Here is a 14,231-nt window from a genome sequence, read left to right as displayed (position 1 = left end):
TCGATCGAGGCCGACCGGTACGGTGGCCCGGTGTTGACTCGGGGAGTGCTGCTCGGCGACCGGTACCGGCTGGGCGAACGGGTGGCGACGGGCGGGATGGGCGCGGTCTGGCGCGGCACGGACGTGCTGCTGGAACGCGAGGTGGCGGTGAAGGTGCTGCTTCCGTCGCTGGTCGCCGATCAGGAGTTCACCGCCCGGTTCCGGGCCGAGGCACGGATGCTGGCCGCGCTGCGGCACCCCGGCGTCGTTCCGGTGCACGACGTGGGGCAGGCCGTGCTCGCCGACGGCAGCCGGGTCGACTACCTGGTGATGGAGTACGTCGAGGGCGAACCGTTGTCCGCCCGGGTACGCGCGTCGGGGCAGCTGAACGCCGCCACCACCATGTCGGTGCTGGCCCAGGCCGCGGACGCGCTGCACACCGCCCACCTCGCCGGCATCGTGCACCGGGACGTGAAGCCGGGCAACCTGCTGGTGAAGGCCGACGGCACGGTGGTGCTGGTCGACTTCGGCATCGCCCGGTCCCGGGACATGGCCGGGTTGACCGCCGCGAACATGGTGCTCGGCACCGCCTCGTACATGTCCCCGGAGCAGGCAACCGGGCAGCCGGTCTCGGCCGCCACCGACGTCTACGCGCTCGGCGCGGTGGCGTACTTCTGTCTTGCCGGACAGCCGCCCTTCCACGGCGACAACCCGCTGGCGGTGGCGCTGCGGCACGCCCAGGAGGAGCCTCCCCCACTGCCGCCGGGCACCCCACCGGCGGTCGCCGCCGTGGTGGCCCGCGCGCTGGACAAGCGCCCCGAGGACCGGTTCGGCAGCGCCGCCGAGCTGGCGGCGGCCGCCGCCGACGCCCGCGACTCGACACTGGCGAGCATCCCGGTCTCGGCCCGCCCACCGTGGGCGTTGGCCGCTCCCACCCCGGGTGTCGCAGCCGCCGCCTCGCCGGCCGGCCCGGCCCCCGCCACGCCGGCCGACCTGGCATCCGCGTCGCCGGGCAGCCTGGCTTCCGCCTCGCCGGCCGGCCTGGCCTCCGCACCGTCGGTCGCGGCGACGCCGCCCGCCGGGTCGGTGTCGGCGGGACCCGCCGGGTCGGTGCCGGCGGGGCCTGCCGGGTCGGTGTCGGCGGGACCCGCCGGGTCGATGTCGGCGGGGCCTGCCGCGCTACGCCCACCGGCGAACGCCGCGGTCGAAGCGACGACCGAGCCGAAGCCGACCCGGGAGGACGCGATCGGGATCGGGCCGGTGGGCCGACGCCGTCCACTGCTGGTCGGGGCCGGCGCTGTCGTCCTCGTCGCGCTCGTCGTCGCGGTGGCCGTGGTGGCGCTCCGGCACGAGGCGACGCCGGATTCCGCGGACCAGCCACCCGCGCTGGCCGGCGGGTCGGCGGCGGTGACCGACGCACCGCTGCCGCGCGGGGACGCGACCACCACCGGGCCCCGACCCAGCGGTACGCCGGGCGCCACCCGCACCGCGACGGCCGACCCGACCGGATCCCCGGCCGACGCGACGGCCAGCGGCGGGCCGGGCCGGACCGCCGGCGCACCGGGCACCACGCCGACCGGTACGACCAGCAGCCGACCGACGCCCGGCCGCACCCCGTCCAGCCGACCCAACCCGTACACGGCGGCGCAGGCGTGCGGCAGCGGCTACCAGGTCATCGACTCGGCGACGCTGACCGGCACCGACGGGCAGCGCAAGGGCCGGGTCTTCCTGACGTACCACTCGGGCACCGGCACCAACTGCGTGGTCACCCTCAAGGACACGGCGGTCGGGACGAAGTCGGCGGTCTCCGCGTACCTGGAGGTGCAGGGGCGGGCCCGGAGCACCGACAGCGGGTCGTTCGACTACTACGCCGGGCCGGTGAAGGCCAGCGCCGCCGGGACGTGCGTGAAGTGGGGCGGTGCCACCGGTGGGGCCAGCTACGGCAGCGGCTTCGAACACTGCGACTGATCGTCGCCGCCCGCGCCGGTGGTTCCGGCCGAAGCGGGAGTTCGCAGGGTAGATCTTGGACGGTTTCCGTTACGCGAGAACGGTAAGTGTCCAAGATTGCCAGCGACGGCGGGTGAAGCGGCCCGGGGTCGCAACCGCGTCCGGGGCGGGAAAATGGACGCTTTCCCGCAATGGTTGCGGAACGGGCTGTGATGTTCGGCAGGGCTGGGGCGACGTGCCCAGCCCCGAGGGATGAGAACTAAGGTACGGGCATGTCCGTAGACGGGTGGAACACGGTCCTGGTGCTCGGCGGTATCCGGTCTGGTAAGTCCGAGTTCGCCGAATCCCTGGTCACCGACGCGCCGGTGGTCCGCTACGTCGCCACCGCGCCCGAGGGCGACCCGGAGGACACCGAGTGGGCGACCCGGCTGGCGGCGCACCGCGCCCGGCGGCCGGGCAGTTGGACCACCGAGGAGACCACCGAGGACCCCCGCCGGTTGGCCGACGTGCTCGCGTCCGCGGAGCCCAACGAGACGCTGCTCGTCGACGACCTGGGCGGCTGGGTGACGGTGCTGCTCGACCCGGAGCACCAGCCCGCCGACGACGTGGCGACGATCGCCGAACTGGCCGACGCGCTGCGCGCCTGCGCGGCGCGGGTGGTGCTGGTCAGCCCCGAGGTGGGGCTGTCGCTGGTGCCCACCACCCCGCTGGGCCGGGCGTTCACCGACGCGTTGGGCGCTGCCAACCGCGCGGTCGCCGACGCCTGCGACGCGGTGGTGCTGGTCGTCGCCGGCCAGCCGGTCTGGCTGAAGCCCGTCGCCGCCCCGGCGGCCCCCGCCAGCGCTGCCGCCCCAGCTGCCCCCGCCAGCGCTGCCGCCCCGGCGACGCCCGCCACCCCGAGCGCCCCGGCGGCCCTCGGCACCCCGAACGCCCCGACGCTCGCCACCGGAACCGCCGCGGCGGCTCCCGCCACCGCACCGGTCGTGCCGACCCTGGCCGACGCCGAGGGCATCCCCGAGGTGCAGCTGCCCGACGTGTTGACCCACACGCCGCCGCCCGCACCCGACCAGGAGCCCGGCAACCCCTGGGCCGCGCCCACCATGGCGCTGCCGATGGTGGCCACCGGGCTGGTCATCCAGCCGGGCATGGAGCTGCCGATGCCCGACGAGTACGCGGGCCCGCAGGCGGTGGACCGGCTGGCCACGCTGGACGTACCGGGCGCCGGGCTGGGCGTGCTGGACCGGGTGGTCGGGTTCGCCGCCGCCACCCAGGGCACCCCCACCCCACAGGCATGGGGCTCGGTGCGGGTGTTGCTGCTGCACGGCGACCACGCCGGCGGAGGGTCGGCCGGTGCCGTCGCCGGTGAGTCGGCGCGCCGGGCCGCGCAGGCCCGCGCCGGCCGGGGCGCGTTGGCGCGGTTGGCCGCCGAGAACGGCGCGAGTCTCCAGGTGGTCGACGTCCCCGCGTCCGCCGCGATGGAGGACGAGCCGGCGTTGACGCCCGACCAGGTCGAGTCCGCGCTGCGCTACGGCTGGCGGTTGGCCGAACAGGCGGCCGACGCCGGCGTACAACTGCTGGTCCTGGGTGCGTGCGGAGCCGGCACCGAGGCGGCGGCCGCGGCGGTGCTCGCGGCGACCGCCGGCGCGGAGCCGCCCACCGTGCTGGGCCGGGTGATCACCGACACCGGCGAGATCGACGACGCGGCGTGGATGGTCCGCTGCGCGGCCGTGCGCGACGCCCTGCACCGCACCCGCCGCTCGTCACGCGGCGCGAAGGACATCCTCGCCGAGCTGGGCGGCGGCGACGTGGCGGTGGCCACCGGTGTGCTGCTCGGCGCCACCGCCCGCCGGGTGCCGGTGCTGCTCGACGGCCCGGTCGGCGTGGCCGCCGGCATGGTCAGCCGCGACCTGGCCGGGCAGGCCCGGCACTGGTGCCTGCTCGCCGACCACGGGGGGCACCCGGCGGTACGGCTCGCCGCCGACGTGTTGGGTCTCACCCCGCTGCTCGACCTGCGGCTGGATCTCGGTGAGGGCGCGAACGCGCTGGTCGCGCTGCCGCTGCTGCGTTCGGTGCTGGCGTTGTCCGCCGCGCTGCCGGTGCACCCGTCACTCGGCGGCGGCGACGAAGCCCCGACCGGCGACGAGCCGGCGTCCACCGAGCCGAGCTACCCCGACACGAACAACAGCGACCCGGACGGCACCGAGCCCGACTTCGCCGAGCCGGAACCGGCCGGCCCGGGACCGGCCAGCACCGGGGCGGACGACCAGCCGGCGTCGGGCCGGCGTGCCGGCTGAGTCGCGGCTCCTCGCCGGGGCCCGGCTGGCGGTCACCACGTTCACCACGGCGCCGGTACGGCCCGGACGGATCGACCGTCCGGTCGCCGGCACCGCGATGGCTCTCGCGCCGGCGGTCGGCGCGCTGCTCGGCGCGCTGCTGGCCGGAGTGCTGCTGCTGAGCGGCGCGTTCGCTCCACCGCTGGTGGCCGCCGGTGTGACGGTCGGTGCCGCCGCGCTGCTCACCCGAGGGCTGCACCTGGACGGGCTCGCCGACACCGTGGACGCGCTCGGCTCGTACCGGCGGGGCGCCGCCGCCCTGGAGATCATGAAGAAGCCGGACGTCGGGCCGTTCGGGGTGGTCGCCCTGGTGGTCGTACTCCTGGTGCAGGCGGCGGCGCTCGCCGACCTGGCCGGACGGTCCTGGCCGGCGTGCGTCGCGGCGGTGGTCACGGCGACCGCCGCCGGACGGTTCGGCGTCACCGTGGCCTGCCGGCGGGGCGTGCCCGCAGCCCGGCCGGACGGGCTGGGCGCGCTCGTGGCCGGCACCGTCGGTCCGGTCGCGCTGGCCGTCGGCGCGCTCGCCGTCGCGCTGCTGGCGGTGCCCGCCGTGCCGGGCCGCCCGTGGCAGGGGCCGCTGGCCGTCGTCGCCGCGCTCGCCGTCGCGGCACCGCTGCTGACACACGTGGTACGCCGGCTCGGTGGGATCACCGGCGACGTCCTCGGCGCGACGGTCGAGGTGGTCACCACGCTGGTCTACCTGGGTCTGGTGCTGTCCGGCTGAACCGGGCACGACCGGCCGGGTAGCGTTCGGCTCGACAGCACCGGCACGGCCACCCGGGGGAACCCCATGCTCATCACTGACGACTTCCTGCCCGTACCGGTGCCGGAGTCGCTCAGCGCGACCTACCTGGTGCCGATGACGGGGCTGCCGAAAGTCAGCGCGAAGACCGCGGTGGCGGCGCTGACCGGCCGACTGGCCGAGCCGGTGCACGGGTTGGCCCGGCAGATGCTCGACAGCCCGCTGATGAGCGTCGACACCCGGCCGATCAGCGAGTTCCCGGAGCTGCCGCCGGACCTGCTCACCGCGTTCGGCGCCACCGAGGAACAGTTGGCCCGCCTGGCCGCGGCGACCCACCTGGTGGTCGTCCAGGCCGAGTACCGGCCGGGCTGGCCGCCCGCGCACGAGTGGGCGGCCCGCGCGGTCGCGGCAGCCGTGGCGGAATCCCACGACGGCGACGTGGTGGACGTCTTCGGTCTGCAGTTCCTCGACCCGGCGACCGCGTTGCGCTCGCTGCCCGACGAGCAGGGCCGGATCCGGCTGGTCGACTGGGTGCTGGTGCCGTACTCGTCCGACACCGAGGGGCTGTGGTTCACCACCAAGGGCCTGCGGCGCTTCGGGTTGCTGGAGTTGCAGACCCAGGGGGTTCCGGACCACCTGACCCGCGCCTGGGGTGCGGTGATGACCGGGGCGGCCCGCCGACTGCTGCGGGACTGGACCGACGGGCTCACCGGCGAGGAGGTTCCGGCGTTCGTGCAGTTGCCGGTGCTCGCCACCGTCACCGGACACGACATCGCCGTGGCGTACGGCAATCCGGAACAGCACGGCGCGACCGCACCGGTGCTGCTGCGTCTGGAACTGGACCCGGCGACCGACCCGGAGGCCGACTCGTTCCTCAGCCTGCGTCCGCCGGCCGGTCACCCGGGCCCGGACGGGCGCTACTACGCGGCCGCCTGCGCGACCCTGTTCTCCGGGATCCAGCCGGACGTGCGCTACGCCCGGTCGGGTGACGCGATGAGTCAGGCGGTCGCCACCGCCCGCGCCGCGCTGGGTGACGCGCGCGCCCGGTTCGTCGCCGGGCAACTGCCCGCGGAGTCGCAGCTGGTGGTCAAGTACGGCCTGCCCGGCGACGACGGCCCGGAGTACGTCTGGGCGGGCGTGACCTCCTGGGAGGCGCCGGAACGGATCGTCGGCGTGAGCGCCAGCGACGCCAACACCGACGAGAGCGTGCGGATCGGCGCCCCGGTCGTGGTGGAGGCGAGCGACGTCGTCGACTGGGCCGTGCTGGACGGCACCGGGGTCATCCAGGGCGGCTGGACCCAGGCGGTCCTGGACTCCGGCGAACCCCCCACCCCCTGACCCCGCTCCCACCCCCTGACCCCGCTCCCACCCACCCCCGCTCCCACCCCGTTGATCATGAGGTTGACGGGCCGTTGAGAGATCAACGCCCCCGTCAACCTCATGATCAACGCCGGGTGGGTGGGGTGGGTGCGGGGGTTAGCGCACTGAGGGGTTTACGAAGGGGGGTTTGGTCAGGGTCAGGGGCGCTCGGCGGCCCCGGATGTCGATCTCGACCTCGTCGCCGTCGGTCAGGTTGGCGTCGGTGTCCACGAGGGCCAGCGCGATGCCCTGCTTCCTCGTCGGGCTGAAGGTGCCACTGGTCACCTCGCCGACCTGCCGGTCACCGACGTGCAGGGTCATCCCCGGACGCGGAATCGCCCGGTCGACGGCCACCAGGCCGCGCAGCGTACGCCGGGGGCCGGCGGCCTTCTCGGCGAGCAGCGCGTCACGGCCCCAGAAGGCCGGCTTGCCCCAACCGACCGCCCAACCGGAGCGGGCCTGCACCGGGCTGATGTCCAGGGAGAGATCCTGCCCGTGCAGCGGGTAGCCCATCTCGGTACGCAGCGTGTCCCGGGCGGCCAGGCCGCAGGCGCGCAGCTCGAACGCGGCACCGGCGGCGAAGAGCGCGTCCCAGACGGCCACCGCGTGCTCGGCCGGCACCACCAGCTCGTAGCCCAGCTCGCCCGTGTAACCGGTGCGGCAGACGGTCAACTCCAACCCGGCCAGGCTCGCGGCGGAGAAGCTCATGTAGTCGTGCTCGGTGGGCAGGCCGAGGGCGGCCAGCAGCTCCGCCGAGCGGGGGCCCTGTACGGCCAGCACGGCGTACGCCTCGTGCTCGTCGGTGACGGTGACCTGCGCGGGCGCGGCGGCGCGCAACCGGCGCACCACCTCGGCGGTGTTCGCGGCGTTCGGGATGAGGAAGACGTGGTCGTCGGCGTACAGGTAGGCGATGATGTCGTCCACCACGCCGCCGGTGGCGTCGTCGCAGCAGAGCGTGTACTGCGCCCGGCCGGGGCCGATCCGGCCCAGGTCGTTGCTGAGGCAGGCGTTGACGAAGTCGGCCGCTCCGGGACCGGTCACCCGGGCCTTGCCCAGGTGCGACACGTCGAAGACCCCGACCGCCGTCCGGACGGCGGTGTGCTCCTTGAGCACGCCACCGCCGGCGTACTCCAGCGGCATCTCCCAACCGCCGAAGGGTGCGAACTTGGCGCCGGCGGCGGTGTGCCGCTCGTGCAGCGGGGAACGTCGCAGCCGGGTCGCGGCGGCGGCGGAGGTCACGTCGGTCATGGGTGGCAACTTACCGGGGACAACGTGGCTGGTTAGCATCGGCGGGAGCCCACTGACGCTGTCGGCGGGACAACCATCACGTCCGGCGGGTAGGTTCCGCCGGAGACCTTCACCGCCGGTACGCGACGCCGCGACCGGCCCGGCCCGCCCGGAGTAGCTTCAGTGACATCACCCCGCACCACCAACCTGAGCCTGGTCGACACCGACCCGGCCGAGCTCGCCGTCGACGCGATCGTCATCGGCCTGCACAGTCAGACCGGAGAGCAGGACGCCACCAGCGGCCTCGCCGGCACCCTGCTGCTCGCCAGTGGCGCGGAGAGCATCGCCGCCGCGTTCGACGGCAAGCTGACCGAGACCCTCGCGCTGCTCGGCGCGACGGGTGGGCCGGGTGAGGTCGTCAAGCTGGCCACGTTGGGCACCGTGACCGCCCCGCTGGTCGTCGCGGTCGGCCTCGGTCCGGAGCCGTCGGGTGCCGCCCCGGCCCCGGAGACGCTGCGTCGCGCCGCCGGCGCGGCGGTGCGGGCCCTGGCCGGCGCGCCGAAGGTCGCCCTGGCCCTGCCGCTGCCGGACGACGCGGACGCGACGGCGGAGCTGCGCGCGGTCGCCGAGGGCGCGCTGCTCGGCGGGTACCGGTTCGCCGGTTACAAGACCCGCCCCCAGCCGACCCGGCGGGAGCCGGTGGCCGAGGTGCTCATCGCGGTGCCGGACGCCGGCGACGCGGGCGCCCAGGCGGAGGTCACCCGGGCCGAGGCGGTGGCGGGCGCGGTCCGCACCAGCCGGGACTGGGTGAACACCGCGCCGAACGAGCTGCGTCCGCCGTCCTTCGCCGACGCGGTCGCCGACGCCGCCCGTGCGGCGGGTCTCGACGTCGAGGTGCTGGACGAGACGGCGCTCGTCGCCGGCGGGTACGGCGGCATCGTCGCGGTCGGGCAGGGCTCGGAGGCCCCGCCGCGGCTGGTGAAGCTCACCTACACGCCGCGGAGCGGTGGCAACGGCAAGCGGGTCGCGCTGGTCGGCAAGGGCATCACCTTCGACACCGGCGGCATCTCGATCAAGCCGGCGCAGGGCATGTGGGAGATGAAGTCCGACATGGCGGGCGCCGCCGCGGTCGGCGCGGCCATGCTGGCGATCGCCGCGCTGAAGCCGTCGGTGGCGGTCAGCGCCTACCTTCCGATGGCCGAGAACATGCCGTCGGGCACCAGCTACCGCCCGGGCGACGTGATCACGATGTTCAACGGCAAGCGGGTCGAGGTGCTCAACACCGACGCCGAGGGCCGCATGGTGCTGGGCGACGCCATGGCCCGCGCCTGCGCGGACGGCACCGACTACCTGTTCGAGACCTCCACCCTGACCGGTGGGCAGGTCATCGCGCTGGGTAAGCGGATGGCCGGCGTGATGGGCACCCCGGAGCTGTGCGAGCGGGTCCAGACGGTCGGGGACGCGGTCGGCGAGCCCGCCTGGCCGATGCCGCTACCGGATGACGTACGCAAGGGCATGGAGTCCGACGTGGCGGACATCTCGCAGGTCAACGCCGGGATGGACCGGGCCGGTCACATGCTGCAGGGCGGCGTGTTCCTGCGCGAGTTCGTCACCGACGACGTGGCCTGGGCGCACATCGACATCGCCGGGCCGGGCTACCACTCCGGCGAGCCGACCGGCTACTGGACCAAGGGCGGCACCGGCGTCCCGGTCCGCACCCTGGTGCAGCTCGTCGAGGACATCGCCACCAACGGCTGACGGATCCGACAGCGAGGGCCCCCGGTTTGCCACCGGGGGCCCTCGCTGTCAGTAGAGCTCGGGGCGACGTTTGCGGCGCTCGTTGAAGTCGCGCATTCGCTGCGGGTAGCCCATCAGTCGCACGTCGTACACCGGGATGCCCATCCGGTACGCGAAGCGCCGGGCGCCGTCCGGGCCGTCGATGCGCCGGCGGGTCCACTCACCGTCGTCGGCGATCAGGATGACGGTGGTCTCGGTCACCGTCGTGCGGGGCTCGATGAACGCCTCGACGCCGCGCCGACTCCGGATGAAGTTCTCCAGATGGTCCAGATCGCCGCGCTCGGCGGCACGGTCATGGCTCGGCACAGCCGTCTGCTTGCGGCGCCGGAACAACCCCACCGGTTCTCTCCCCCAGCTGTATGTCATCGACAACGGTGCCAAGGGTACGTGTCGATGACGTGTCGTTGGGCACCTCGGTACGCACCCTGCGCCCGGTGGTGACAAGATGACCGAGGTGGGGTGTGTCCGTGTTACAACCCCGTGACCCCCGATGCAGCGACGCGACCTGGGAGTTGGACGTGAGCGAGCCGAACGAAGCGACCTTCGACATCGTCATTCTCGGAGGTGGCAGCGGCGGCTACGCGACCGCGCTGCGCGCCGTCCAGCTGGGCCTGAAGGTCGCGCTGGTCGAGAAGGGCAAGCTCGGCGGCACCTGCCTGCACAACGGCTGTATCCCGACGAAGGCCCTGCTGCACGCGGCGGAGATCGCCGACCAGGCCCGCGAGTCGGAGCAGTTCGGCGTGAAGGCCGAGCTGATCGGCATCGACATGGCCGGTGTCAACTCGTACAAGGACGGCGTGATCGCCCGCCTGTACAAGGGCCTGCAGGGCATGTTGAAGGGCAACAAGTCCATCACGATCGTCGAGGGCCACGGCAAGCTCGTCGGCAAGAACGTCGTCGAGGTGGACGGCAAGCGCTACACCGGCCGCAACATCGTGCTGGCCTCCGGCTCGTACGCGAAGAGCCTGCCCGGCCTGGAGGTCGACGGCGAGCGGATCATCACCAGCGACCACGCGCTCGTCATGGACCGGGTGCCGTCGTCGGTGATCGTGCTCGGTGGTGGCGTGATCGGCGTCGAGTTCGCCAGCGTGTGGAAGTCCTTCGGCGTGGACGTGACGATCGTCGAGGCGCTGCCCCGGCTGGTCGCCGCCGAGGACGAGGAGTCGTCGAAGGCGCTGGAGCGGGCGTTCCGCAAGCGGAAGATCAACTTCAAGGTCGGCAAGCCGTTCGAGAAGGTCGAGAAGACCGACAACGGCGTCAAGCTGACCATCCAGGGCGGCGAGACCGTCGAGGCCGAGCTGCTGCTGGTCGCCGTCGGTCGCGGCCCGAACACCGCCGACCTCGGGTACGAGGAGCAGGGCGTCACGATGGACCGCGGCTACGTGCTGACCGACGAGCGGCTGCGCACCAGCGTGCCGAACGTCTACGCGGTCGGCGACATCGTGCCCGGCCTCCAGCTCGCGCACCGGGGCTTCCAGCAGGGCATCTTCGTGGCCGAGGAGATCGCCGGGCAGTCCCCCGCCGTGATCGACGAGGTGGGCATCCCGCGCGTCACCTACTGCGACCCGGAGCTGGCGTCGGTGGGCCTGACCGAGGCGAAGGCCAAGGAGCAGTACGGCGCCGACAAGGTCAAGTCGTACAACTACAACCTGGGCGGCAACGGCAAGAGCCAGATCCTCAAGACCACCGGCTTCGTGAAGCTGGTCCGGGTGGAGGACGGCCCGGTGGTCGGCGTACACATGGTCGGCGCCCGGGTCGGTGAGCTGATCGGTGAGGCTCAGCTCATCTACAACTGGGAGGCCTACCCGGCCGAGGTCGCCCAGCTCGTGCACGCCCACCCGACCCAGAACGAGGCCCTGGGCGAGGCGCACCTGGCCCTCGCCGGCAAGCCGCTGCACTCGCACGCCTGACAATCAACCGCGGCGTCCGGCGACGGGCGAAGATCCCACCAGGGGAATGAAGGAGTCTGGAGAAAATGCCGGTATCGGTCACCATGCCTCGGCTCGGCGAGAGCGTCACCGAGGGCACCGTCACTCGCTGGCTCAAGCAGGAGGGCGACACGGTCGAGGTCGACGAGCCCCTGCTCGAAGTCTCCACCGACAAGGTCGACACCGAGATCCCGTCGCCCGCTGCGGGCGTGCTGAGCCGGATCGTCGTCGGTGAGGACGAGACCGCCGAGGTCGGCAGCGAACTCGCCGTCATCGCCGGTGAGGGTGAGTCCGCCGGTGGCGGCGAGGCCGCCCCGCAGGAGCAGGCCCCGGCCGAGGCGGTCGAGCCGGCCACCGAGCCGACGGCCGCCGCCGAGGGCACCGCCGACCAGGTGGCCCAGGACGAGGCCCCGGCCGACGCGCCGGCTCCGGCCGCCGCCGGGTCGGGTGAGGGCACCGCGGTGAAGATGCCGGCCCTGGGCGAGAGCGTCACCGAGGGCACCGTCACCCGCTGGCTCAAGCAGGTCGGCGACACCATCGAGGTCGACGAGCCGCTGCTGGAGGTCTCCACCGACAAGGTGGACACCGAGATCCCGTCGCCGGTCGCCGGCACGGTGCTGGAGATCAAGGTCGCCGAGGACGAGACCGCCGCTGTCGGCGCCGACCTGGCGGTCATCGGCGCGGCCGGCGGGGCTCCCGCGCAGGCGAAGCCCGCGCCGAAGCCCGAGCCCCAGGCGGAGGCCAAGCCGGCGCCGAAGGCCGAGTCGAAGGTCCAGGAGCCGACGCCGGGCATGTCGTACAACGAGCCGGCCGCGGAGACCGAGAGCTCGGCGCAGCCGGCGAAGACCGAGCAGGCCTCGCAGCCTTCCGCGCCGGCCTCGACGCCGCCGCGCCCGTCCGCCCCCGCGCAGGGTGGCGGCGAGGAGGCCGCCGGGTACGTCACCCCGCTGGTGCGCAAGCTCGCCGCCGAGCACGGTGTCGACCTGTCCGCGCTCAACGGCACCGGCGTCGGTGGCCGGATCCGCAAGCAGGACGTGCTGGAGGCTGCCGAGAAGGCGAAGGCGGCTCCCGCTCCCGCCGCCGCACCGGCCGCCGCTCCCGCGGCGGCTGCGGCCAAGCCGGCCGTCAAGCCGGAGCCCAGCGCGAAGCGGGGCACCACGGAGAAGCTGCCGCGGATCCGGGCGACCATCGCCAAGCGGATGCAGCAGTCGCTGCACGAGACGGCGCAGCTGACCACCGTCGTCGAGGTCGACGTCACCAAGGTCGCCAAGCTGCGGGCGAAGGCCAAGGACTCGTTCCAGGCCAAGCACGGCGTGAAGCTGTCCTTCCTGCCGTTCTTCGCCCTCGCCGCCATCGAGGCGCTGCAGACCCACCCGATCATCCAGGCCAGCATGGACCTGGAGGGTGGCACGATCACCTACCCGGCCGCCGAGCACCTCGGCATCGCCGTGGACACCGAGCGCGGGCTGCTCGTGCCGGTCATCCACAACGCCGGTGACCTCAACATGGGCGGCATCGCCAAGCGGGTCGCCGACCTGGCCGAGCGCACGCGCACCAACAAGATCACCCCGGACGAGATGGCCGGGGCGACCTTCACGCTCACCAACACGGGCAGCCGGGGCGCGCTCTTCGACACCCCGATCGTGCCGTCGCCGCAGTCGGCGATGCTCGGCACGGGTGCCGTCGTCAAGCGTCCGGTCGTGGTCAACGACCCGGAGCTGGGCGAGGTCATCGCGGTCCGGTCGATGGTCTACCTGGCCATGTCGTACGACCACCGGCTGATCGACGGTGCCGACGCGGCCCGCTTCCTGACCGCGGTCAAGGAGCGGCTGGAGGCCGGCAACTTCGAGTCGGAGCTGGGCCTGGCCTGATCCGTCCGTATGCCGAAAGCGGGCGCCCCGGTCGTCGACCGGGGCGCCCGCTTCGATTCCGGCCTCAGCTCTTGAGCAGGGCGGTCGAGACCTGCCAGAGCCGCTCGGCCGCCTCCGGGTCCAGCGCGTAGTCGGCGACCCCGGTCCGCTGGCCCGGCTGGGCAGGGGCGGCCTCCTGGCAGTCCTCGAAGTAGCGCCCGCCCACCTCGTCGAGCAGTGGCGACGCGGCGACCAGCACGGAGGTGGCGGCGCCCTGTTCGACGGTCTTCCAGGCCGCCGCGTTGCCCGCCCGCATCCGGTCCAGTTCCTCCTTGCTGACGTAGCGCTGGAGGTTGGTCTGGATCGCGCCCGGCATCAGCGAGTTGGTGTAGATGCCGTCGTCGGACCAACGCCGGGTGGCCTCCACGGCGAACAGCACGTTGGCCGTCTTGGACTGCCCGTACGCCTGCCACGGCTCGTACTCCCGCTTGTCGTACTGGATGTCCTCGAAGACCACCGGTGAGCGCAGGTGGGCGGCGGAGCTGACCGAGACGATCCGGGCCCCGTCACCGGCGGCGAGTGCCGGGCGGAGCCCGTTGGCGAGCGCGAAGTGCCCCAGGTGGTTGGTGGCGAACTGCATCTCCCAGCCCTGCGGTGTACGGGACAGGGGCGCGGCCATGATGCCGGCGTTGTTGACCAGGATGTGCAGCGGGCCGTCCCAGTTGGCGACGAAGTCGGCGATCGAACCCTGGTCGGCGAGGTCGAGCGGGGCGACCAGGACCCGGTCGTTGCCGGTGGTGCCGGTGATGTCGTCGGCGGCCCTCTGCCCGGCGTCGGGGTTGCGGACGGCCAGGGTGACCTCCGCTCCGGCGCTGGCCAGAGCACGGGCGGTCTCGACGCCGATGCCGGACGACCCACCGGTCACGATCGCCCGGCGCCGGACGAGGTCGACGCCCTTGATCACGTCCATGGCGGTGGAGTGATGGGTGAACGAGGTGCTGATCGGCTTGCTCGTGGTCATGATCCGTCCTTGTCCGGGGTGGGTGGGAGCGACCGGCCCGCTGGCGGA

The 14,231-nt window shown here is 73.6% G+C and carries 10 protein-coding genes; 7 read left to right on the top strand and 3 right to left on the bottom strand.

Annotated features, from left to right (window positions below; genetic code table 11):
• Positions 1–30: 30 nt before the first annotated feature.
• The 4 genes from GA0070612_RS32105 (at position 31) to GA0070612_RS14210 (ending at position 6,339) form a co-directional block, all read left to right on the top strand.
• Positions 31–1,947: a serine/threonine-protein kinase gene (locus GA0070612_RS32105; protein ID WP_197699375.1), complete on the top strand. Its 1,917-nt coding sequence runs from the start codon at positions 31–33 to the stop codon at positions 1,945–1,947.
• 251 nt (positions 1,948–2,198) lie between these two features.
• Positions 2,199–4,220: a bifunctional adenosylcobinamide kinase/adenosylcobinamide-phosphate guanylyltransferase gene (locus tag GA0070612_RS14220; RefSeq protein ID WP_088988326.1), complete on the top strand. Its 2,022-nt coding sequence runs from the start codon at positions 2,199–2,201 to the stop codon at positions 4,218–4,220.
• Positions 4,210–4,983, top strand: coding sequence for an adenosylcobinamide-GDP ribazoletransferase (locus tag GA0070612_RS14215; RefSeq protein WP_088988325.1), 774 nt, complete (start codon positions 4,210–4,212; stop codon positions 4,981–4,983). Before GA0070612_RS14220 ends, GA0070612_RS14215 begins: the two co-directional genes overlap by 11 nt.
• Before the next feature lie 66 nt (positions 4,984–5,049).
• Complete coding sequence (locus GA0070612_RS14210; RefSeq protein WP_088988324.1) at positions 5,050–6,339, top strand: DUF2314 domain-containing protein; 1,290 nt, start codon at positions 5,050–5,052, stop codon at positions 6,337–6,339.
• Positions 6,340–6,477: 138 nt separating this feature from the next.
• Here the strand turns inward: GA0070612_RS14210 and gcvT are convergent, their stop codons facing one another.
• A complete protein-coding gene (gcvT, locus tag GA0070612_RS14205) occupies positions 6,478–7,608 on the bottom strand; it encodes a glycine cleavage system aminomethyltransferase GcvT (RefSeq protein ID WP_088988323.1) in 1,131 nt (376 codons plus the stop codon).
• A gap of 162 nt (positions 7,609–7,770) precedes the next feature.
• Here gcvT and GA0070612_RS14200 point away from each other — a divergent pair, with 162 nt between their 5' ends.
• Entirely contained in the window at positions 7,771–9,345 is a 1,575-nt protein-coding gene (locus tag GA0070612_RS14200) for a leucyl aminopeptidase (RefSeq protein WP_088988322.1), read from the top strand.
• A gap of 48 nt (positions 9,346–9,393) precedes the next feature.
• On the opposite strand, the gene GA0070612_RS14195 is transcribed toward GA0070612_RS14200, so the two are convergent.
• On the bottom strand, positions 9,394–9,723 hold the full coding sequence (locus GA0070612_RS14195) for a hypothetical protein (protein WP_088988321.1): 330 nt from the start codon (positions 9,721–9,723) through the stop codon (positions 9,394–9,396).
• 179 nt (positions 9,724–9,902) lie between these two features.
• Between GA0070612_RS14195 and lpdA the strand changes: the two genes are divergently transcribed.
• Together lpdA and sucB are read left to right on the top strand one after the other, a co-directional pair.
• Positions 9,903–11,294, top strand: coding sequence for a dihydrolipoyl dehydrogenase (gene lpdA, locus GA0070612_RS14190; protein ID WP_088988320.1), 1,392 nt, complete (start codon positions 9,903–9,905; stop codon positions 11,292–11,294).
• A 65-nt stretch (positions 11,295–11,359) separates the two neighbouring features.
• The gene (gene sucB, locus GA0070612_RS14185) at positions 11,360–13,183 is read left to right on the top strand and encodes a 2-oxoglutarate dehydrogenase, E2 component, dihydrolipoamide succinyltransferase (RefSeq protein ID WP_088988319.1); all 1,824 of its coding nucleotides are present in this window, start codon (positions 11,360–11,362) and stop codon (positions 13,181–13,183) included.
• Between the two features lie 64 nt (positions 13,184–13,247).
• Here sucB and GA0070612_RS14180 read toward each other — a convergent pair whose 3' ends face one another.
• Positions 13,248–14,183 carry an SDR family NAD(P)-dependent oxidoreductase gene (locus GA0070612_RS14180; RefSeq protein WP_088988318.1) on the bottom strand — a complete coding sequence of 312 codons (936 nt, stop codon included), beginning with the start codon at positions 14,181–14,183 and terminating at the stop codon, positions 13,248–13,250.
• Positions 14,184–14,231 lie beyond the last annotated feature (48 nt).

This window comes from Micromonospora chokoriensis (assembly GCF_900091505.1).
GTDB classification, from domain to species: Bacteria; Actinomycetota; Actinomycetes; order Mycobacteriales; family Micromonosporaceae; genus Micromonospora; species Micromonospora chokoriensis.
The sequence above is the reverse complement of the archived record's forward strand: the minus strand, read 5'-3'. Positions and strand labels throughout refer to the sequence as shown.